A 20,330-nucleotide genomic window follows, 5' to 3' on the forward strand; every position below is an offset into this window, starting at 1 on the left:
CAATAATGAAAATAATAATATATCTCTCCATTTTTTTGATGAGCACTATTGGGACAGTTGTTGCCCAAGATGTTGCTTCAATCACGGTGAAATGTCCTCCTTGTAGACCAATACAAGGGTGTGATCAATGTTTTGAGACACAAGCGGAAGCTGATTTAGCTTGTACCTCTTCCTCTGCTCGAATAAAGAGTAGTGCTGAATCAGAAGACCTAAATGCTTTTGATTTAAATATTTACCCTAATCCCAATCGATTTGGTAAGTTTAATGTAGAATCATTGTCCGCATTGAGTGGAAATGTAAAACTTTATTCTCCTTTGGGAACGTTAATTTCAACTTTTGAAATCAATGAAAAGAGAAGTTTTATGATTGGGGATAAAATGACATTGCCTTCCGGTGTTTATGTCATGACCTTCACCAGTAAAACAGGCAAGACAATCACCAAAAGGTTAATAGTGAGCTATTAGTCCTATTGTCAACTAAATTATTTAGGGATCAGAAGATTTGCTCTACTTCGAAAGGGTGATTGAAAGTTGACAATAATTTAGCTTGTGACGTATCAATTATTCTAAACAGTAGAACAGTTACGTTAAACAGAATTTTGATATAACAAATCAATAAGTTTCATCTTTTACTCTCATCACTTTATAAGTGGTGGGAGTTTGAAAGGTGGGGTAATAAAAAGAGCCTAGGAATAAAACCCCTAGGCTCTTATACACTTAATATTTGACAAAATATCTTTTTAGTAGAAAATAAAGTGGAAAGGAGCAAGACCAACTTCCATTGATGCTTTCTCAGATCCAGTTTCAGAATATACTTTCACTAAACCACTATTTTCATAATCAGGCGTGACAGCAACATAAATGTCTTTCGACGCAGGGTTTTGTCCCACTCCTTTAAAGCCTTCACCTGAAATAATTGTATCATATTTTTTACCTGATAAATCAAACTCAACAACTTCTGTTGTTGAAGATGGCCATGGTTCTGCACCAATACCAAAGATTGTTGATCCGTCAGTAGAGGCTTTGATGTAACCTTCTCCACCAATACCAGTGTAGTTGATTAAAGTTTCTAAAGAATTATCAGTTGTGTTCAATTTAGCTAAACCAATGTCTTCACTCTCAACAGGAAAGCTCCAAGCACTTACTGCTGATACCCATAAGTTATTATCCGCATCAAATGCAAAGTGTTGAGGAGATGCATCAATAGTGATTAATTCAGGAGCTGCAGTTAAATCAGAAAGGTTATAAACTTCTACATTTGGAGTGTAAGAAGCAGCTACATAGATTTTTCCATCTTTAATAGCAATACCTTCAGGATTTGAACCTACAGAGAACCAGTCTTCTAGTTCACCAGTAGTAAGATTGATAACCAATACTTTTGGTCTAATATAGCTGTAGTCTGGTTGAATAGGCCCCCAAACTGTAACATAAGCTCTATTACCATCAAATGCAGTATATCTTGGGTTGTCAACACTATCTGTTACAACAAATTTCTTTTCTAAAGTTTTCGTGTCGCATACAATGATTTGACTTGTTGAAGCAGTTGTGATCACTGTAAGTTGACCATTTGAATCAAAACCTTCAATGTTACCGCCTAGTTCTTCACCATTTGCACTCATATAGGCTAAGTGTGAAAATGTCGTATCACTATCACTCATTGAAACTGCAGATACTGATGATGTTTTTGGTTTACCAAAAGCACCTGAGTGCCCTACATGGAATCCTTCTGAACCAGGTACATAAGGAGTAGTTTCTTTATCATCAATACATGATGTGAACAGTATAGCGATAAACGCAAAGACGAGTTGAAATTTGTAATTGTTTTTCATATTCTTTCTTTATTAAAAAGTGATATTTGCTTTTAACATATAATTGATCCCCGGCATTGGGTATTCTTCGTAATTCTGATAAGTCTCGTTCATGAGATTGTTGACCTTTAATGTCAACATTAAATTATTTTCTTGTAGTTGAATTAACTTGCTGAATCCAAGGTTGATAAGGTGATAGGCATCTAAATTATGGAAATCACTTGATGTCGTTCTTTTTCCAACATAATTGTGATCAACATTTAATCCCCATCCATGATAATTTAGGCTAACAAAGGCTTTAAAAAGGTGTTTAGGGACATAGATTAATTGCTTGTTTTTATCAGTATTCTGAGCATCCGTAAACGTATAAGCTATTCCGGCTTTCCATTTTAACAATTCATCTGTATTTTGATTACTTACATTTACATTAGATTCTATACCAAATGACCTTGTATTTTTAATATTCTTGGCATAGGCAGGATTACCCGGTACCCAAAGAATTTTATTATAAGTTCTCAGATAAAAACCAGTAACATTAGCATTCATCGTAATTCCAGAGAAATCTTGAGAATAATCAAGACCTAAGTCAACATTAAAACCATCCTCAGGTTCAATGTCAGGATTAGACTTTTCTCCCCAATATCTCTCGTTCATGGTTGGTACTCTATAACTTCGACCTACAGAACTCTTTAGTGTTAGAGATTTACCGTATTCATTCAAGAACGAATACGAAAGGTCAAGAGATGGCGTAAATGGAGGAGTTAAACTTGAAACGAATGTTTGCCTTAAGACTGTAGATACTGTAAATCGATTAGTGATGTCATAACGCAAGGCTAAAAATACTGAAGCTCTGAATTCTTCAGTCTTTGAATCATATGCGTGTACATTGGGCCATATATTCATCACATAAAAGCCTGTTTGCAATGAAATAGAATTACTCAATGATGTTTCTCCTCTATAATCTGCCTGTATACGTTCTGTTGCTATGATATCATCACCTCCGCTGAAAAGCTCATCTTTTATATAGGCTACACTACTTACATGAGTCCACTTTTTAGTATGTAATTGATGGTTGATGAGCCCTCTAAATGCCGTGTTTTCCATAAAACCATCATTAGGCAGCATATTCTCAATCATTATAGGTTGAATACTTCTATCATCTTTGGTATACCAAAGGTTTATAGACCATTCTTGATTTTCAGTCGGCTTAAAATGTGTTTCATGTAAGATACCGTAATGTTCAAAATCAGCATTGTTTACGTTTTGATATTCTTTATGATATTCATTATAAAAACGGTAATCATTGTCTGATTTTTGGTAGAGTCCTACAGTTTTGTGTCGCCACTTTTTCCCTCCGTATTCTCCTTTAAAACCATAAAATTGTTGATTAAAACTTCCGTAAGCTGTTTGTATCTCAAAATGATTTTTTTGAGCGTCCCAATGTATGTTATCTTTTAAAATAATAGAACCACCGACTGCTCCAGTACCATATTGAGCAGAACTAGCACCGTATTGAAGATCAACATTATCAAAGTAGAATGTATTGATTGTTGACATGTCTGTTTGCCCCAATGTCATGGAATTTAAATTGATACCATTCCACATTATTGCAGTATTTGTGGGAGACATACCACGCATTGAGATTGTTGTCAATTGCCCAGGTGCACCATATTCTCTGATATATACTGAAGCTTTATCTCTCAATAAAGCAGCAAGAGTTCCTTCATTGTGAAATTGAATTTCTGTACTATCAATGGTTTGAATATTCGAACCCTGACTGTAATATTTCATGGATTTCGATACAATTTCAACTTCTTTTAACTCCCTATCTGGCAATTTATAGGTCTGACTATAGCTTTGAGAAAAGCATAGTAGAAGGAATGTCATGAAAATATAGAATTTCATTTTCTACTTTAATTTATGATAGAAGAAAAGTTGGTGATCCGGGAGAAGATCAGGATGGAGGATTTTAATAAGGTCGGCAATGATCAATTCGGGATGTACCATACCTGTTCCCCAATAATCGTTAGCCATTCCGTTTCTTAACCTTTTATTGTTATTATAAACATTTTTCTCTTTAAAGGCATTAAATTTCAAATACCTTGAGTCACTATTTTGAAGTGCTTCTAACGTAGTGAGTTGACCTACATTTAACCAATAATCGGCATGTCCGCCTTTGGCATAAACACCTTCTAAATCAAGTTGAATACTTCCTGTTTGTGTAGTTGCAGCCCAAGGGTAATCTGCTGAAGCCTGATCAAAAGCAATGGCTAAATAAGATTTTCCACCAGGCACTGACCACATCCCTTTGTAAGGTAAGCCAGAAATAACAGAAGGATGTGTTTTAGCCGTTTTAGCAACTTCTATATAGGATTTGTACTGACGTTCTACTTTTTCAAAAATCGCATTGGCCTCTTTTTCTTTATTCAAAAGTGCACCAAATACCTTAATCCATTCTGCTCTGCCCAATAAATGGTTTTCCTGCCAGTCCGTATTGGCTAATACTGGAATATTGACTTTATTGAGGATAGGGAAAGAAGAAGAATTAGTAGTGCTACTGCCTACTACCATTACCAAATCAGCACTTGAAGCAATGATTTTCTCGGTGTTATTCGCAATGTCGTAGCCAACTGTTATGATTTCTCCACTTTCCATACGGTCTACAACGGTTTGACTATACATGTAGTCTTTTGAAATGTAACCTTTGATGCAGTCAATACTACCTAACTCTTCCATCATTGAGGTTTGAGCAGTGGTAGTCGTGATTACCTTCTTGACAGGAATTCTTATGATTTGATTTTTCTTAAATCCTTGTGGAGTTTTTGCACCGTGAGGAAGCAAAACAAACGTACTTGTTTTTTTATATTCAGAGAAAGGGTCAATGAGATGAAGGAGTTTGTAACCTTCTTTATATTCTAAGTTGAATGTTTTTGCATATTGTACAGGACTACTGATAGTAGACGCTGTCTCTTGTTGCTGCTTAGCAGAATTAGTGTTGCCTTGTTCGGTGGTATTACAACTTAATGTAAATAGTAAGGCGATTATAACAACTAATTTATTGGATAACTGACTCATTGTAAAAAATACTTTGCACCCGAAGATAAAACAGTAAAAAAGGTATCCTGACTCTTCTTTTACAATGTGCCTTCCCATCAAAAATGAAAGTGGCCAATCATCAACCTAACCCAATAGGTGAGAATTACAGTAGCGGGGACTGTCTTGGATTTACACCAAATTCCCTTTGTTTACATGTGCAAATATGAAAGATAGATTTTTAGTTTCCTATCTGTAACTATTATTATTTGGAGTGATTTTGATCAATAATTATTAATAAAAATATATTAATGAATATTAAATTAGGGGTTAAGCCTAGCTACAGTGATACCCGTATTTAGTTTACTATTTTTTAACCATTCTGCCAATGGTTTGTTGGTAATGACTACTTTACCAGAGGATTGTGAAGCATGAAGAAGATGAATTCTATCCAATTTTTTCACGGCAATTCCAACATGAGAGACATCCAAACCATTAATTTTAGTGACTAAAGCAATGATATCACCTTCTTGAATTTTATCTTCATAAGCCGCAATATCTTTGATGTAAATTTGCGACAGTGGTTGCTGATTAATCGTAGTTTCTGCGACTCTTATAGTATTGACGGCAGAGTCATTATCAATTAATCGTTTATAAGAGGATATATGCGTACTCATAAAATTGATCTTTTTATTGTACATTTGACCACCAATCTCTAGTGTCATATCCTTCAAAATTCCTTTTTTCTGATTGTTTAATACCCATTCTGTAAAGTAATGCAATCGACTGCCATATCCTGTCAATTGACCATTTCTATACCTTAAACGTTCTAGGATAGTAGCATAATGATTTAAGTTTCTTAATGAAGGGGCATGATTAAAAAGTAAGTTCATTGCTGTGACACTTTCAACAAAAGTTGTACAATCAAAACCTACAAAATTGATCACTAATTCCTCCTTTTTTCCTATTTCGAGTGTCTTTTCTAAATAAGGAGTGTCTAAAAAAATACGGGCAATATTACCTTCCCTTAGAGGAATATTAAAAGTGTCTACTTTCATTTTATTAAGTTCCTCAATTTTTTTATCCAAAGCGATTTTGCTGGCATTTGAGCAAACAATTTGAGCTTGAAGTGAAAAAGTGATAAATAATGTAATAATAAAGGAGAAGAAATATCTGAACATATTATTTTTTTAGCATTTTAGCAGAATGAAATATTTTGATTTCAATCGTCATTAAATATCGATCAATACTAAATTATGACAATCTTTAATAAACAAAGAACCTCTTTAGATTTTATTTTTACAAATAGAAAATCGATTTTCCCTTTACTTCTATCAATATTATTTACGCTACAATTCTCTTATGTTGAAGCTCAGATTAGCGAGAATCCAGATAAAGATAAGTATGTGGGGCAGTTTAATGGTGATGGTAAGAGACACGGATACGGTACATATACATGGGAAGACGGTACTGTCTATCAAGGAAAGTGGAGAAATGACATGATGGAGGGGAAAGGAAAACTTGTTTTTGCGAACGGTAATAGTTATGAAGGTAATTTTGATAAAGGAGTACCGTATGGATTGGGTATTTACCATTGGGCAAATGGAGATATCTATCAAGGTGGTTTCTTAGATGGAAAAATGCATGGTAGAGGTGTTTTAGTTACCAAATCAGGTGAAAGACACGAAGGGACTTGGATCCAAAATGAAGTGAGTGGTGAAGGTATTCACTACTACGCCAATGGTTCTCAATACATAGGAAACTGGTCCAAAGGAAAACGAAACGGAAAAGGGATCATGCTTTACATCAATGGTGATACTGAACAAGGACAATGGGTGGATGATAAATTTATTCCTTGTGATTGTATAAGAGAAAGTGTTTCAATTGAGCAAGCCTACAAGGAATCTGAAGCTGTTTTTGTAGGAAAAGTATTTGAAGTACAAGCCATGGAAGAAGGTTACGATCGAATAGGTATGGTCGTTTCAGAATATTGGAAAGGCTCTTTGTATCCTTCAAGAAAAGTATATTTAAGGGCTGATTATTCTTCATGTGATTTTGTTTATTTTGAGGGTGATGAGTTCCTGGTTTACGCCCATGCTTATCAATTTGATAAAACAGTTTATTTTCCAACGAAGTGTACTCGTACAATGAAAACGTCTCTTCCTTTAGCCCAGAAAGACATTGAGACATTGAGATCCTTTAGTTGTAAAATACCAGAAGGTGAAGATAGAAAAGTGACTTATAACTTCTCTGAAGACCCAGTTTGTGGTTGTGATGGAGAAGATTACAAAAACCCTTACAATGCTTATAAAGCAGGAGTGGGACATTGGTATGCAGGTACATGTGAGGAGAAGAAGAAAAGAGATGCAGAATTAGCGAAACAGAAGAGTGAAATTCGTTATCAGCTTGAAGAAGAGAAGGAGAAATTAGAATTGCTTAAAAAAGAGCAAATGACTGCACCATCAACACCATCTTACAATTATGTAGAGGAAGACTAAGAAGTTTTTCTTTTTAATATTGAGGCCAGTTCTGAAAAAGGACTGGCTTTTTTATGCTCTTGTTAAACAATTAGAGTCTTAAATCTCAAAATATAGCCATCAAAAAAGGCTCAAGAGTAATCCCTTGAACCTTTTCCCTTGAAATATTTTATAAATCCAATACCAATGAAGGTGGTCTACCGATAACAGCTTTGTTATCCTTAATAACGATAGGTCTTTCGATCAATTTTGGATATTCTACCATGGCATTGATGTATTCTTCGTCGGTAAGTTCTTTGCCTTTGAAATTTTCTTTATAAATGGCTTCTCCTTTACGGATAAGGGCCAGAGGTGCGATGTTTAGCATCGAAAGAATTTCTTCAATTTCAGCTTTCGAAGGAGCATCTTTCAAATATTCTCTCACTTCAACCTCTTCGCCATTTTCCATCAATAAATTCAAAGATTCCCTACTTTTCGAGCATCTTGGATTATGCCATATTTTTATCATTTTCTGTTCTCGTTTGGTTAAATAATTCCAATAACTTTCTTGCACCTGCAATCGCCGGCAATTTATTTTGAATTACTTGATTCTCCAAATGATTTAGATTTCCTTCTACTGACTCATTGGTATAGAACGCTCTTTTGAGGTGGTTGTCGATAGTTTCGTGCATCCAGTGTAAGTTCTGACTCTGACGGTTGGATTGGAAGAAGCCTTTCTCTTTCATTTCTTTCTCGAACTTCAAGATATTCTCCAATATTTCATCCAAGCCTTCATTCTGTACAGAAGAACAGGTCATTACTTTTGGAGCCCAGCCTGATTCAGCAGGAGGGAACAAGTGCAATGCATTCTGATAACTTGCTCTTGCCATTTTGCCACGATGTACATTATCACCATCACATTTTGTAATTGCAATTGCGTCGGCCATTTCCATAATACCTCTTTTGATACCTTGGAGTTCATCACCTGCACCAGCAAGCATCAATAGTAAGAAGAAGTCAACTATACCTTTCACGGTAGTTTCTGACTGACCAACACCTACTGTTTCTATTAAAATAACATCAAAACCTGCCGCTTCACAAAGCAACATAGTTTCTCTTGTTTTATGATTTACACCTCCTAAAGCACTTCCTGCTGCAGAAGGACGAACATATGCTAATGGATCATTGGATAATTCTTCCATTCGGGTTTTATCCCCCAAAATACTACCACCACTGATTTGTGAACTTGGGTCAATGGTCAATACCGCCAATTGCATGTTTTTTGAAGTGATATATTTCCCAAAAGATTCAATAAAGGTACTTTTACCAACACCAGGAACCCCTGTAATACCCACTCTAAGTGTATTACCAGTATGCGGAAGAATAAGTTCAAGTATTTCTTCTGCCAAAATAACGTCGGCAGGGAGTTTACTTTCTATAATTGTAATGGCTCTACTTAATATTATTCTGTTACCACTTATAATGCCATCAGCATATTCCTGTGCACTAAGTCTTTTTTTTCTTTTATATCTCATGGTAAAAGAAGAACGGTTTTATGTTGAATAATTCATTTAGCCCAATCTATTTATATGCTATAAATTAGGAACTGGGTATTTGTGTATATTATAATAAATGAGAAGAAGCCTATCACTGTTTTTACCTTTACAAAGCTACATACAATTCTTCTAAAAAGGTATTAATTGTGTTCATAATACAATTTCTAATATTTTTTAATTTTTTTTACTATTTCTAAATAAGGCGAAAGATGATATTTATCTCTAATATAAACAGCTGATATTCAGATTAATAAATATATTTAAATCCTTTGTTTTTTTGAAGTGAAACAGTTTTTATGATTTTAATCTTTATTTAGATGATGAATGTTATCACAAACAATTTCTTTTTGTATGACTTTTACGATACATAATAAAGGTCAACAAGCTTATCACGCCTTTTTTATTACTTACTATTAAAAGCAACAAGAAATGAATATATCACACATTGAGCACATTGGTGTAGCAGTAGAAAACTTAGAAGAGTCAATTAAGTATTACGAAGAAGTATTAGGGCTTAAATGTTATGCTATTGAAGAAGTAGAAGAGCAAAAAGTGAAAACTGCTTTCTTTAAAGTAGGGGATACTAAAATTGAGCTTTTAGAGTCTACATCAGAAGATGGTCCAATCGGAAAATTCGTCGCTAAAAAAGGACCAGGTATGCACCACTTAGCATTTGCAGTAAAAGATATCGAAAAGAATCTTGAAGATGCTGAAGGAAAAGGCGTTCGTTTATTAGATAAAACACCAAGAAAAGGAGCAGAGGGATTAGATATTGCTTTCTTGCATCCAAAATCAACTCATGGAGTTCTTACTGAACTTTGCGAGAAGAAATAAGCTATTACTTTTGAATACCTACCAAGTACATAAAGTAGTGTAACCAAATGGGTGACCTCTTAGAATAAAAGAAAGTTACCCAAACCTCAGTAGTTAAATGACACAACTACTAAAAGTAAGAAAAAGAGGCTAAGGCACGTCATGAGCAGTAATCGTTCTCCCATAAAGGCTTAACGATGCTATCTTAACAGTAGATTAAAATTGATTTTTTTAAACCTGTAGAAATACAGGGCTGGACGGTTATTGCCTTGACTTTCTTACATCACAGTAAAATGAATTAGATACACTGTAAAAAGTGTAGTTAAATATTTGACAAATACCCGCTGGGAATTATCAATGGGAACTAACAGAGATAAGGTTAGAGAACTTGTAGAAAAAAGATCACAAGCCCGCTTAGGTGGTGGTGAAAAAAGAATTGACAAGCAACATAGTCAAGGTAAGTTAACAGCCAGAGAAAGAATTGACCTTCTTTTAGATGAAGGTAGTTTTGAGGAGTACGATATGTTTGTAACGCACCGTACGAAATCTTTCGGCTTGGATAAACAACAATATTTATCAGATGGTGTAGTGACAGGTCACGGTACTATTGACGGTAGAGTTGTTTATGTATTCGCACAAGACTTCACAGTATTCGGAGGTTCACTTTCTGAAACATTTGCACAAAAGATCTGTAAAGTAATGGATCAAGCAATGAAAGTAGGAGCACCGGTTATTGGTTTGAATGATTCAGGTGGAGCTCGTATACAAGAAGGCGTTAGGTCTCTTGCGGGTTATGCTGAAATCTTCCAAAGAAACATTATGGCATCAGGTGTAGTACCTCAGATTTCTGCAATCTTAGGGCCTTGTGCAGGTGGTGCGGTATACTCTCCAGCACTTACAGATTTTATTCTTATGACTGACCAAACATCATACATGTTTGTGACGGGTCCTAAAGTAGTAAAATCAGTGACAGGTGAGGTGATCTCTGTAGAAGATTTAGGTGGTGCTAACATGCACGCTTCTAAATCAGGTGTGGCTCACATGATGACTGAAAACGATGAGGAGACATTATTGTTAATCCGTAAGTTGATGAGTTTCTTGCCTTCAAATAACCTTGAAGAGCCACCACAAATCCCATGTAATGACCCAATCGAAAGAATTGAGGATAAACTGAACGAGGTAATTCCTGATGATCCGAACAAGCCGTATAACATGCTAGATGTTATTCACTTACTTGTAGATAATGAGGAATTCTTAGAAACACACAGAGCTTATGCTAAAAACATTATCACAGGTTTTGCTCGTTTCAATGGCCGTCCAGTAGGTATTATTGCCAACCAACCTTCATTCTTAGCGGGTGTACTTGATATTGAAGCATCTAAAAAAGCAGCACGTTTCGTTCGTTTCTGTGATGCGTTCAATATTCCAATCGTAACATTAGTAGACGTACCAGGTTTCTTACCAGGTTCAGGTCAAGAGTATGGCGGTATTATCCTTCACGGTGCCAAGTTATTATTTGCTTACGGTGAAGCTACAGTCCCTAAAATCACTATTACACTTAGAAAATCATACGGTGGAGCACACGACGTAATGAGTTCTAAGCAATTAAGAGGTGATATCAACTATGCATGGCCAACTGCCGAAATCGCAGTAATGGGTGCTAAAGGTGCTGTAGAAGTATTAGAAGGTAGAGCAATTCGTTCAATCGAAGATAAAGCGGAGAGAGCGAAATTCATGCAAGATAAAGAGGAAGAATACGTGGAGAAATTCGCTAACCCTTATCAAGCAGCTAAATACGGATTTATTGATGATGTAATCGAACCAAGAAATACAAGATTCAGAATCTGTAGAGGTTTAGAAGTATTAGCGACGAAGAAAGAAGTTAATCCTCCTAAGAAGCACTCTAATATTCCACTTTAATCAATAAATAATATGGAAAATCAAGTAACACAATTTGGTTTGACTGAAGGATTAGTGATCACATTGGTTGGGGTAGGATTAGTATTCTTTACATTGACTTTATTATTCCTTCTGTTCATCTCATTTACCTATTTGGTACCGATCGTGATGAACAAGATCAACAAACCAAAACAAATTGTGATTAAAAAGGATGATGAAGAGTTAGTGATCAATGCCACTAAGGTATCAGGTGAAGTGAATGCTGCAATTGCGGCAGCAGTTTACCACTACATGGCAGAAGCACATGATGAAGAATCAACCATCCTAACGATCCAAAAAGTGAAAAAAGCTTACTCACCATGGAGTTCGAAAATCTATTCAGTTCATGGCAGTCAGCTTAACCGTTAATACCGAATAAAATGAAAAACTATAATTTTACAGTTAACGGTAACAACTATGCCGTTACAATAAAAGGAGTTGAAGGTCAGGCTATTGAATTAGAAGTCAATGGTACACCTTACAAAGTAGAGATGGACAAGGAGGTAAAAACTTCTAAAACTCCAAAACTAATGCGTTCTGAAGCTCCAAGAACAGCAGCACCAAAAGCAATTACTCGTTCAGCGAAGAAATCAAACATTGTAGCACCACTTCCTGGTACTGTAATGACGATCAACTTCAAAGAAGGTGATGCAGTGAAACAAGGCGATGTATTGATGACCATGGAAGCAATGAAAATGGAAAACAATGTATTAGCTGAAGCAGATGGTACAATTGCAAGCATTAAAGTAGAAGAAGGTACGTCAGTATTACAAGGAGAGGTTCTTGTAGAAATGGCGTAAGTGGTTTCATTCTAAACAATTATTATTATGAATATGAAACGCTTATTTATCGTCTTTGGAGCCATTGCCACCATTATGATTTCATGGGCAGCAGCATCAGCTGCGGGTCTATCAAATCAAACTATTGGTGAAGTGACTCAAGCAGCAGTTGCAACAGGTGCACCACAAGATTTTAACGCATTGGCAATGAATGGTCTGATGAACTTCTTGTCAATGACTGGTTTCGCAAACTTGACTTTGCCAAACTTTGTAATGATCTGTGTGGGGTTATTATTTATATTTTTAGCAATTAAATTTGATTACGAACCACTTTTACTGATTCCAATTGGAGCAGGTGTTATTATTGGTAATATTCCATTTGTAGCAGGAAACCAAATTGGTATTTATGAAGAAGGTTCAGTATTAAGTTATTTATATTTTGGTGTTGAAAAGGGTATATATCCTCCGCTTATCTTCTTAGGAATTGGAGCGATGACAGATTTTACTTCTTTGATTGCCAATCCAAAATTGATGCTTTTAGGAGCAGCCGCTCAAGTGGGTGTATTCTTAACGTTCATCGGTGCAATTAGCTTAGGTTTTGATTTAAATGAAGCAGCAGCCATTGGTATTATTGGTGGTGCTGACGGCCCAACAGCCATCTTCCTTTCTTCTAAATCTGCACCACATTTACTAGGAGCAATTGCCATTGCAGCATATTCTTATATGGCACTTGTACCAGTGATACAACCACCTATCATGCGTTTAATGACAACGCCGGAGGAAAGAAAAATCCGTATGAAACCACCAAGAACGGTGACAAAAACAGAGAAGATTCTTTTCCCATTGGTAGGTCTTATCTTAACAACATTTATCTCACCAAGTGCACTACCGCTATTAGGTATGTTGTTCTTCGGTAACTTGTTGAAAGAGTCGGGTCACACAGAACGTTTAGCGAATACAGCAAGAACTTCTATGATCGACATCATTACTATCTTACTAGGGGTAACGGTAGGTGCATCTACTCAAGCAAGTGTTTTCATTACGACTAGTTCATTGAAAATCTTCGCTTTGGGTGCAGTAGCCTTCGCCATCGCAACATTCTCAGGGTTAGCTTTCGCCAAAATGATGAATTTATTCTTAAAAGGTGATAATAAAATTAACCCATTGATTGGAGCAGCAGGAGTATCTGCAGTACCTGACTCAGCAAGAGTAGTACAGCAGGAAGGACTAAAAGCCGATTCAAATAACCACTTATTAATGCATGCCATGGCACCTAACGTAGCAGGTGTAATTGGTTCAGCAGTAGCAGCGGGTATCTTGATAAGCTTCTTGTCTTACTTCCAGCAAGTAGGAGGAATGTAATCTTCCACTGAGATGAAAGTGTGTTTGGAACCTGATTTTTTGCCGGAAGTTAGTTTCCAAACATACTCCACTATATCAAAATTGATATAGTCCAAGAGATTTGTTTTATTATTGTATCACCAATACACACAAAATTACATAAATATGGCTGAAAAATTATTTTCAGACTTCGAACCGATCAGTAAAGAAACTTGGAAAGAAAAAGTTATTACTGACCTAAAAGGAGCTGACTTCGATAAAAAGCTAGTATGGAAAACTGAAAACGGAATGACTATTCCTCCATACTTCACTTCTGAGGATAGAGAAAATAAATCCCAATTACTAAGTGAACTAAAAAACATCTTACCTTCTAACGAAAATGAGGGGATGGACTGGAAATCATTCCAGAGAGTAGTAGGTAACGATAATGCAGAAGTAAACACGAACGCTTTATATTTATTAGACCGCGGTGTTGAAGGTCTAGTGTTTGATGTAGATAGTATTCAAGACTTCGACATCGAGCAAGCATTAAAAGGAATCAGTATTGAAATGATCAGTATTGGTTTTGAAAATGTAAAACACCCAAGAACACTAATGAGAGATTATGTAGGTTACCTACACATTCACGGTGTTTCTTTGGACAAAGTAGCAGGTTACATTCACTTTGATCCAATCCATGATTTTACTACAACAGGTGCAATGGATGAGGAAGGATTCCAGCGTTTATCAAGATTGATTTCTTATACTGCTGAAATGCCTAACTTCAAAGTGATCTCAGTTGCATCTGATGCTTTTGTAAACGCTGGTGCAAACCACGTACAGGAATTAGCATTCACTTTAAATACATTAGTAGAGTACATCGATCAATTAGCAAAATTTGACGTTGAGCCAACTGAAGTATTAAGCAATGTAATTTTCCAAGCGACAGTAGGAGGTGACTACTTCCACGAAATTGCTAAATTCAGAGCTTTCAGATTATTAGTTTTAGAAATTGCTAAACTTTACGATGCGTCTTTCGATGCAAACAACATCGTAATCGTTGGTAATTCTTCACTTTGGTCTAAATCATTGTATGATCCAAACGTAAACATGCTTCGTAACACTACGGAAGCAATGTCTGCAGTATTGGGTGGTGTTGATGCAATCAATATCGAAGCACACAATGCTTCTTACGAAAAGCCAACAAGACAATCTCAAAGAGTTGCACTGAATATTTCTCACCTAATGAGAGAAGAGGCTTACTTGGGTAAAGTAGCTGACCCTGCAGCGGGATCATACTACATCGATACATTAACTGAAAAGTTATTGGATGCTGCTTTATTATTATTCCAAACAATTGAATCTGAAGACGGTTTCTTAGCTTCATTCAAATCAGGTGGAATCCAAAGCTTGATCCAAAAAACGAGAGATCAAAAAGAAAAATTAATCGCTCAACGTAGAAGTGTTTACGTTGGTACAAACAGATACCCTAACCAGCAAGAAGTGATCAACCCAGAAGGTGTTGCAGTAAATCACGATACAGTGGCTGAGGTAGAATTGTTATTACCACAACGTGCTACTCTACAGTTTGAGAACCTTCGTCTTAAGACTGAGAAATACGTTCATGATGGCGGTGTTCGTCCTAAAGTATTCAATACTTTGTTCGGTAACCTAGCAATGCGTAAAGCAAGATCAACTTTCGCTATGGACTTCTTCGGTACTGCTGGATTTATCTCTGAGGAACAATTCTTTAATTCAGTTGAAGAAGCAATCCAAGGTGCTATCCAAACAGATGCTGATATCGTAGTGATGTGTTCTTCGGATCCAGAATACCAAGAGCATGTAGCGGCATTCGCGAAAGCATTCAAAGCTTCTGAAGCAAAAGGTAAGAAATTAATCCTTGCTGGATTCCCAGGTGAATTCGAAGCAGCTTACACAGAAGCAGGTGTTGATGGATTTGTTCACGTGAAAACGAATGCCATTCAAGCGTTAAGCCAATTCCAAGCAGATTTAGAGATCGCTTAATTGGTCTTCTTGAACGTAATGTTTTCAATTTAAAAAACGAAGGAAATGAAACCAGATTTTTCAAAACTTAATATAAATGATATCAAAGTTGTTTCAGCGGAGACACTTGTAGAAGAGCAAGGTAAGCTGTGGACAACTGCGGAGGGAATCGAAGTAAAGCAGAAGTTTTCTAAAGAAGATACTCAAAGTGCTGAGCATCTTGAATTCGGAGCAGGTCTTCCTCCATTCTTAAGAGGTCCTTACTCAGCGATGTACGCTTTGAGACCTTGGACTATCCGTCAGTATGCAGGTTTCTCTACAGCAGAGGAGTCAAACGCATTCTACAAAAGAAACTTAGCAGCAGGTCAAAAAGGTCTTTCAGTAGCCTTTGACTTAGCAACTCACCGTGGTTACGATTCAGATCACCCACGTGTAGTTGGTGACGTTGGTAAAGCAGGTGTAGCCATTGATTCAGTAGAAGATATGAAAGTTTTATTCAATGATATTCCATTGGATAAAATGTCAGTATCAATGACAATGAACGGTGCGGTAATCCCTGTATTAGCGTTCTACATTGTTGCAGCTGAAGAGTCTGGAGTATCAAAAGAGAAATTGAGTGGTACAATCCAAAATGATATTTTGAAGGAATTCATGGTACGTAACACGTACATCTATCCTCCAAAACCATCAATGAGAATCATCTCAGATATCTTCTCTTATACTTCTAACAACATGCCGAAATACAACTCTATTTCTATTTCGGGATACCACATGCAAGAAGCAGGTGCTACAGCAGACATCGAGTTGGCTTACACACTTGCGGACGGTTTAGAATACTTAAGAGCTGGTAAAGCAGCTGGATTAGATATTGATGCATTCGCACCTCGTTTATCATTCTTCTGGGCAATCGGTATGAACCACTTCATGGAGATTGCTAAGATGAGAGCAGGTCGTATGCTTTGGGCGAAAATTGTTAAGCAATTCAACCCTAAAAATCCTAAATCAATGGCCTTGAGAACACACTCTCAAACTTCAGGTTGGTCATTGTCGGAGCAGGATCCATTTAACAACGTAGCTAGAACAGCAATTGAAGCAATGGGTGCAGCATTGGGTCATACTCAATCACTTCACACCAACGCACTTGATGAGGCTATTGCATTACCTACAGATTTCTCGGCACGTATCGCTCGTAATACGCAGCTTTACATCCAAGATGAAACAAACGTTTGTAAGGTAATTGATCCATGGGCAGGTTCACACTATGTGGAGTACTTGACAAATGAGATCGCACAAAAAGCTTGGAAACTTATCGAAGAAGTAGAAGAGCATGGCGGTATTGCGAAAGCAATTGAAAAAGGTATTCCGAAAATGAGAATTGAGGAAGCTTCCGCTAGAAAACAAGCTCGTATTGACTCAGGTCAGGATACAATTGTCGGTGTAAATAAGTATATTTCAGACGAAAAGACTGAAATCGACGTATTAGAAATCGACAATACAGTAGTTCGTGAAGGTCAAATTGCTCGTTTAAAGAAAATGAGAGAAGAGCGTGACGCTGATAAAGTAAATGCAGCACTTGAAGCTATCGAAAAGGCAGCTGTAACAGGTGAAGGCAACTTATTAGAGTTAGCAGTTGAGGCAGCAAGATGCCGTGCTTCTCTTGGTGAAATTTCAGATGCTATGGAAAAAGATTTCGGTAGATATAAAGCTACAATCCGTAATATCTCAGGAGTTTACTCTCATGAGGTAGCAGGTGATAAATCGTTTGCTGAAGCAAAAGAATTAGCAAATGAATTCGAGAAATTGGAAGGTAGACGTCCAAGAGTAATGATCGCTAAGATGGGTCAAGATGGTCACGATAGAGGTGCAAAAGTAATTGCAACTTCATTCGCAGACATCGGATTTGACGTGGATATGGGACCATTGTTCCAGACTCCAGAAGAAGTGGCTCGTCAAGCAGCTGAAAATGATGTGGACTGTGTAGGTGCATCATCATTGGCAGCAGGTCACAAAACGTTAATTCCTCAATTAATTGAAGAGTTAGCACGTTTAGGTCGTGAGGATATCATGGTATTTGCAGGTGGTGTAATTCCAGAGCAAGATTACCAATTCCTTTTAGACAACAAAGTAGCAGCGATCTTCGGTCCTGGTACAAGAGTTCCATATTCAGCGAAGAAAGTACTTACACTACTTTTGGAAGAGGATGAAGTGGAAAAATAAGCTGAAATTATATACCAAATATAATTTGTGAGATAATGAGGGGGTGCCGTTTGCGATTACGGCGCTCCTTTTTTTATATCGTCAGAATTTTTTAATTCTTGCCCCGTTACGTAAAACTATTTAGATTCAAGTTTTTAAAAACTTATTATTAGCAACGAATGAATTATTATTTAAAATTACTACTTACATTATATCTGCTTTCCTCGCCATTTTTTCTTTTCAGCCAAACATCAAAAGTCTTTGAAACCAAAACGGTAAAAAGTGAGATTTTAGGAGTAGACAAGAAGTATTCGATCTATTTTCCAGAAGGTTATGAAACTTCTGAAAGAAGTTATCCGGTGTTATATTTATTGCATGGTTATAGTGATAATCACACAGGTTGGGTACAATTTGGAGAGGTACAACGTATCACTGATCAAACCATAATGGAAGGTAAAGCAACTCCTATGATTATTGTGATGCCAGATGCGGATACGGACCGAATAGGTTATACCAACAACATTGATGGTAAATGGAATTATGAAGATTATTTCTTTAAAGAACTAATGCCTCATATCGAAGCCACATATCGAACAAGGAATGAAAAACGTTATCGTGCTATTGCAGGCTTAAGTATGGGAGGAGGAGGAACCTTCATTTATGCATTACGCCACCCTGAATTATTTGCCGCAGCATGTCCATTGAGTGCATGGTTTGGAGAGGCGGACTTTGACCAAAGAAAAAAGGAAATGGCTCCCTATTACGAAGGGAAATCAAAAAAAGAAATTCAAGCACATTATGATAAAAACAACCCTTTAGTTTTGATGGAACAACTTCCTGAAAAGATAGAATGGAATGATAAAATCCGCTGGTATATTGATTGTGGTGATGATGATTTTCTTTATGAAGGTAATAGCAAAATGCATATCCTGATGAGAGATAAAAAGATTCCACATGAGTATAGGGTAAGAGATGGTGCTCATAATTGGACTTATTGGAGAACTGCTCTACCAACAGTTTTGGAGTTTGTCACTAAATCCTTTCATCAATATTAAAATTAAGACGAAAGAATAATTTACAATATTCACGAATTTAGGTTAGAAATCTAATTTTGCTTAGTATTGCATTCAGATAAAGTATATCAAAAATAGAAGGAGTTGAACCTCTTATTTTGATATACTTTTTTACTTCCAATCGAATAAATATTTAAATGAAAGCACTTACTTTTTCAAGTTTTGGCGGACCTGAAGTTTTAGATTACATCGAAGTTCAGAAACCAGAAATCAAGACCAATGAAGTATTAGTTGAAAATAAAGTCATCGGGTTGAATTTTGCTGATATTTATAGAAGAAAAGGGAATTATCATCTGAAAGGTCAACCACCATTTATTGCAGGTTATGAAGGGGCCGGTGTTGTGGTGGAATCAAAATCTGATCTTTACAAAGTCGGTGATAGAATAGCCTATACTGACGTTCCATTTGCCAATGCAGAGTTTATTGTTGTACCCGAAGAACATGCTATACCCATTTCAGAAAAAGTCAATTTTTCACTTGCTGCAACCGTTTTATTGCAAGGTCTTACTGCTCATTACTTGGCCAATGATAGTTACCAAGTAAAACATGGAGAGACTGTTCTAATTCATGCTGCATCAGGAGGAGTGGGGCAAATTTTGTCACAAATCTGTAAATCAAAGGGAGCCACAGTCATTGGTTTAACTCGAAGTGAAAATAAGCTACAAACGATTCTTGACACAAATGCAGATCATGCAATTCAGTTGGATGACAATTGGTTGAATAAAGTAATAGAAATCACTGATGGAAATGGAGTCGATGTTGTTTATGATAGTGTTGGAGCTACCATTATGGATTCTTTCGAAGTAACTAAAGATACAGGTACAGTAGTTTTTTATGGTATGAGTGGAGGAGATCCTGTAGCCATTGATCCAAGAATGCTGATGGATACAAGTAAAACACTTACAGGTGGATACCTTTGGAGTTATTTGGTCAATCATGAAGAGAGAATGTCAAGGGCAAACGCTCTTTTTGAATTAATTGAAAAAGGTATTGTCAAAATCAAAGAGCCTGTAACTTTTAAACTCTCTGATGGAAAGAAAGCACATGAATATTTAGAGGGCGGACAAAGCTCAAGTAAAGTTTTACTTGTCCCATAGTAGTTTATTGCAAAAGTGTTTATTCATTTTAATTCTAATAATATTTTTGTTTATTGAGGATGAAGTACTAAGCTAAAATAATTCAAAACTATCTTTAGCTTAATATTTTATACACTGTAAACTAAAACTTCGTGATTTAATCCTTTTATGAAGGATAAATGGTAGTGTATTATGGTTCGCGAGGGGCTGTCGCAAAACCATCAAAAATTCCAAATACTCTTCATTTTTAAATCGTATGAACATAAACAGTTTAAAAAT

17 protein-coding genes and 1 riboswitch are annotated in these 20,330 nt (G+C 36.3%); of the genes, 11 read left to right on the forward strand and 6 right to left on the reverse strand.

Features of this window, described 5'->3' with window-relative positions:
* The first annotated feature begins 5 nt into the window (after positions 1 to 5).
* Entirely contained in the window at positions 6 to 464 is a 459-nt protein-coding gene (locus IC221_RS21435; protein ID WP_188170920.1) for a T9SS type A sorting domain-containing protein, read from the forward strand.
* A gap of 275 nt (positions 465 to 739) precedes the next feature.
* On the opposite strand, the gene IC221_RS21440 is transcribed toward IC221_RS21435, so the two are convergent.
* The 4 genes from IC221_RS21440 to IC221_RS21455 form a co-directional block, all read right to left on the reverse strand.
* Positions 740 to 1,828 (reverse strand): DUF5074 domain-containing protein, encoded by a 1,089-nt coding sequence (locus IC221_RS21440; RefSeq protein ID WP_188170921.1) that lies wholly within the window; start codon positions 1,826 to 1,828, stop codon positions 740 to 742.
* Between the two features lie 12 nt (positions 1,829 to 1,840).
* Entirely contained in the window at positions 1,841 to 3,712 is a 1,872-nt protein-coding gene (locus tag IC221_RS21445; RefSeq protein WP_188170922.1) for a TonB-dependent siderophore receptor, read from the reverse strand.
* Positions 3,713 to 3,715: 3 nt separating this feature from the next.
* Positions 3,716 to 4,882, reverse strand: coding sequence for an ABC transporter substrate-binding protein (locus IC221_RS21450; protein WP_188170923.1), 1,167 nt, complete (start codon positions 4,880 to 4,882; stop codon positions 3,716 to 3,718).
* A gap of 19 nt (positions 4,883 to 4,901) precedes the next feature.
* A riboswitch (cobalamin riboswitch) is annotated at positions 4,902 to 5,099 on the reverse strand.
* Between the two features lie 64 nt (positions 5,100 to 5,163).
* Positions 5,164 to 6,021 (reverse strand): N-acetylmuramoyl-L-alanine amidase-like domain-containing protein, encoded by an 858-nt coding sequence (locus IC221_RS21455; RefSeq protein WP_188170924.1) that lies wholly within the window; start codon positions 6,019 to 6,021, stop codon positions 5,164 to 5,166.
* A 75-nt stretch (positions 6,022 to 6,096) separates the two neighbouring features.
* Between IC221_RS21455 and IC221_RS21460 the strand changes: the two genes are divergently transcribed.
* On the forward strand, positions 6,097 to 7,338 hold the full coding sequence (locus tag IC221_RS21460) for a hypothetical protein (protein ID WP_188170925.1): 1,242 nt from the start codon (positions 6,097 to 6,099) through the stop codon (positions 7,336 to 7,338).
* A 148-nt stretch (positions 7,339 to 7,486) separates the two neighbouring features.
* Here the strand turns inward: IC221_RS21460 and arsC are convergent, their stop codons facing one another.
* Together arsC and meaB are read right to left on the reverse strand one after the other, a co-directional pair.
* Complete coding sequence (arsC, locus tag IC221_RS21465; RefSeq protein ID WP_188170926.1) at positions 7,487 to 7,825, reverse strand: arsenate reductase (glutaredoxin); 339 nt, start codon at positions 7,823 to 7,825, stop codon at positions 7,487 to 7,489.
* Positions 7,806 to 8,831, reverse strand: a complete 1,026-nt coding sequence (meaB, locus tag IC221_RS21470; protein ID WP_188170927.1) for a methylmalonyl Co-A mutase-associated GTPase MeaB — start codon at positions 8,829 to 8,831, stop codon at positions 7,806 to 7,808. The genes arsC and meaB overlap by 20 nt, the downstream gene beginning before the upstream one ends.
* A 450-nt stretch (positions 8,832 to 9,281) precedes the next feature.
* Here meaB and mce point away from each other — a divergent pair, with 450 nt between their 5' ends.
* From mce to IC221_RS21515, 9 genes are all read left to right on the forward strand, one after another.
* The gene (mce, locus tag IC221_RS21475; protein ID WP_062621209.1) at positions 9,282 to 9,686 is read left to right on the forward strand and encodes a methylmalonyl-CoA epimerase; all 405 of its coding nucleotides are present in this window, start codon (positions 9,282 to 9,284) and stop codon (positions 9,684 to 9,686) included.
* A 336-nt stretch (positions 9,687 to 10,022) separates the two neighbouring features.
* Positions 10,023 to 11,585 carry an acyl-CoA carboxylase subunit beta gene (locus IC221_RS21480; RefSeq protein WP_188170928.1) on the forward strand — a complete coding sequence of 521 codons (1,563 nt, stop codon included), beginning with the start codon at positions 10,023 to 10,025 and terminating at the stop codon, positions 11,583 to 11,585.
* 12 nt (positions 11,586 to 11,597) lie between these two features.
* Complete coding sequence (locus IC221_RS21485) at positions 11,598 to 11,972, forward strand: OadG family transporter subunit (RefSeq protein ID WP_188170929.1); 375 nt, start codon at positions 11,598 to 11,600, stop codon at positions 11,970 to 11,972.
* Between the two features lie 11 nt (positions 11,973 to 11,983).
* On the forward strand, positions 11,984 to 12,403 hold the full coding sequence (locus IC221_RS21490; protein WP_044200482.1) for a biotin/lipoyl-containing protein: 420 nt from the start codon (positions 11,984 to 11,986) through the stop codon (positions 12,401 to 12,403).
* 33 nt (positions 12,404 to 12,436) lie between these two features.
* Complete coding sequence (locus IC221_RS21495; protein ID WP_223241454.1) at positions 12,437 to 13,744, forward strand: sodium ion-translocating decarboxylase subunit beta; 1,308 nt, start codon at positions 12,437 to 12,439, stop codon at positions 13,742 to 13,744.
* Positions 13,745 to 13,888: 144 nt separating this feature from the next.
* Entirely contained in the window at positions 13,889 to 15,727 is a 1,839-nt protein-coding gene (locus IC221_RS21500) for a methylmalonyl-CoA mutase family protein (RefSeq protein ID WP_188170930.1), read from the forward strand.
* Between the two features lie 45 nt (positions 15,728 to 15,772).
* Complete coding sequence (gene scpA / locus IC221_RS21505; protein WP_188170931.1) at positions 15,773 to 17,923, forward strand: methylmalonyl-CoA mutase; 2,151 nt, start codon at positions 15,773 to 15,775, stop codon at positions 17,921 to 17,923.
* Positions 17,924 to 18,081: 158 nt separating this feature from the next.
* Entirely contained in the window at positions 18,082 to 18,957 is an 876-nt protein-coding gene (locus IC221_RS21510) for an esterase family protein (protein WP_188170932.1), read from the forward strand.
* Positions 18,958 to 19,112: 155 nt separating this feature from the next.
* Positions 19,113 to 20,072 (forward strand): quinone oxidoreductase, encoded by a 960-nt coding sequence (locus tag IC221_RS21515; RefSeq protein WP_188170933.1) that lies wholly within the window; start codon positions 19,113 to 19,115, stop codon positions 20,070 to 20,072.
* The last annotated feature ends 258 nt before the right edge of the window (positions 20,073 to 20,330 follow it).

Origin of the sequence: Flammeovirga sp. EKP202 (assembly GCF_014534745.1) — a bacterium.
Classification (GTDB): Bacteria; Bacteroidota; Bacteroidia; order Cytophagales; family Flammeovirgaceae; genus Flammeovirga.

Excerpts from the sequence above, each read along its gene's own strand:
- IC221_RS21435 (WP_188170920.1), top strand. The coding sequence starts at position 6 with ATGAAAATAATAATATATCTCTCCATTTTTTTGATGAGCACTATTGGG.
- IC221_RS21440 (WP_188170921.1), bottom strand. The coding sequence starts at position 1,828 with ATGAAAAACAATTACAAATTTCAACTCGTCTTTGCGTTTATCGCTATA.
- IC221_RS21445 (WP_188170922.1), bottom strand. The coding sequence starts at position 3,712 with ATGAAATTCTATATTTTCATGACATTCCTTCTACTATGCTTTTCTCAA.
- IC221_RS21450 (WP_188170923.1), bottom strand. The coding sequence starts at position 4,882 with ATGAGTCAGTTATCCAATAAATTAGTTGTTATAATCGCCTTACTATTT.
- IC221_RS21455 (WP_188170924.1), bottom strand. The coding sequence starts at position 6,021 with ATGTTCAGATATTTCTTCTCCTTTATTATTACATTATTTATCACTTTT.
- IC221_RS21460 (WP_188170925.1), top strand. The coding sequence starts at position 6,097 with ATGACAATCTTTAATAAACAAAGAACCTCTTTAGATTTTATTTTTACA.
- arsC (WP_188170926.1), bottom strand. The coding sequence starts at position 7,825 with ATGATAAAAATATGGCATAATCCAAGATGCTCGAAAAGTAGGGAATCT.
- meaB (WP_188170927.1), bottom strand. The coding sequence starts at position 8,831 with ATGAGATATAAAAGAAAAAAAAGACTTAGTGCACAGGAATATGCTGAT.
- mce (WP_062621209.1), top strand. The coding sequence starts at position 9,282 with ATGAATATATCACACATTGAGCACATTGGTGTAGCAGTAGAAAACTTA.
- IC221_RS21480 (WP_188170928.1), top strand. The coding sequence starts at position 10,023 with ATGGGAACTAACAGAGATAAGGTTAGAGAACTTGTAGAAAAAAGATCA.
- IC221_RS21485 (WP_188170929.1), top strand. The coding sequence starts at position 11,598 with ATGGAAAATCAAGTAACACAATTTGGTTTGACTGAAGGATTAGTGATC.
- IC221_RS21490 (WP_044200482.1), top strand. The coding sequence starts at position 11,984 with ATGAAAAACTATAATTTTACAGTTAACGGTAACAACTATGCCGTTACA.
- IC221_RS21495 (WP_223241454.1), top strand. The coding sequence starts at position 12,437 with ATGAAACGCTTATTTATCGTCTTTGGAGCCATTGCCACCATTATGATT.
- IC221_RS21500 (WP_188170930.1), top strand. The coding sequence starts at position 13,889 with ATGGCTGAAAAATTATTTTCAGACTTCGAACCGATCAGTAAAGAAACT.
- scpA (WP_188170931.1), top strand. The coding sequence starts at position 15,773 with ATGAAACCAGATTTTTCAAAACTTAATATAAATGATATCAAAGTTGTT.
- IC221_RS21510 (WP_188170932.1), top strand. The coding sequence starts at position 18,082 with ATGAATTATTATTTAAAATTACTACTTACATTATATCTGCTTTCCTCG.
- IC221_RS21515 (WP_188170933.1), top strand. The coding sequence starts at position 19,113 with ATGAAAGCACTTACTTTTTCAAGTTTTGGCGGACCTGAAGTTTTAGAT.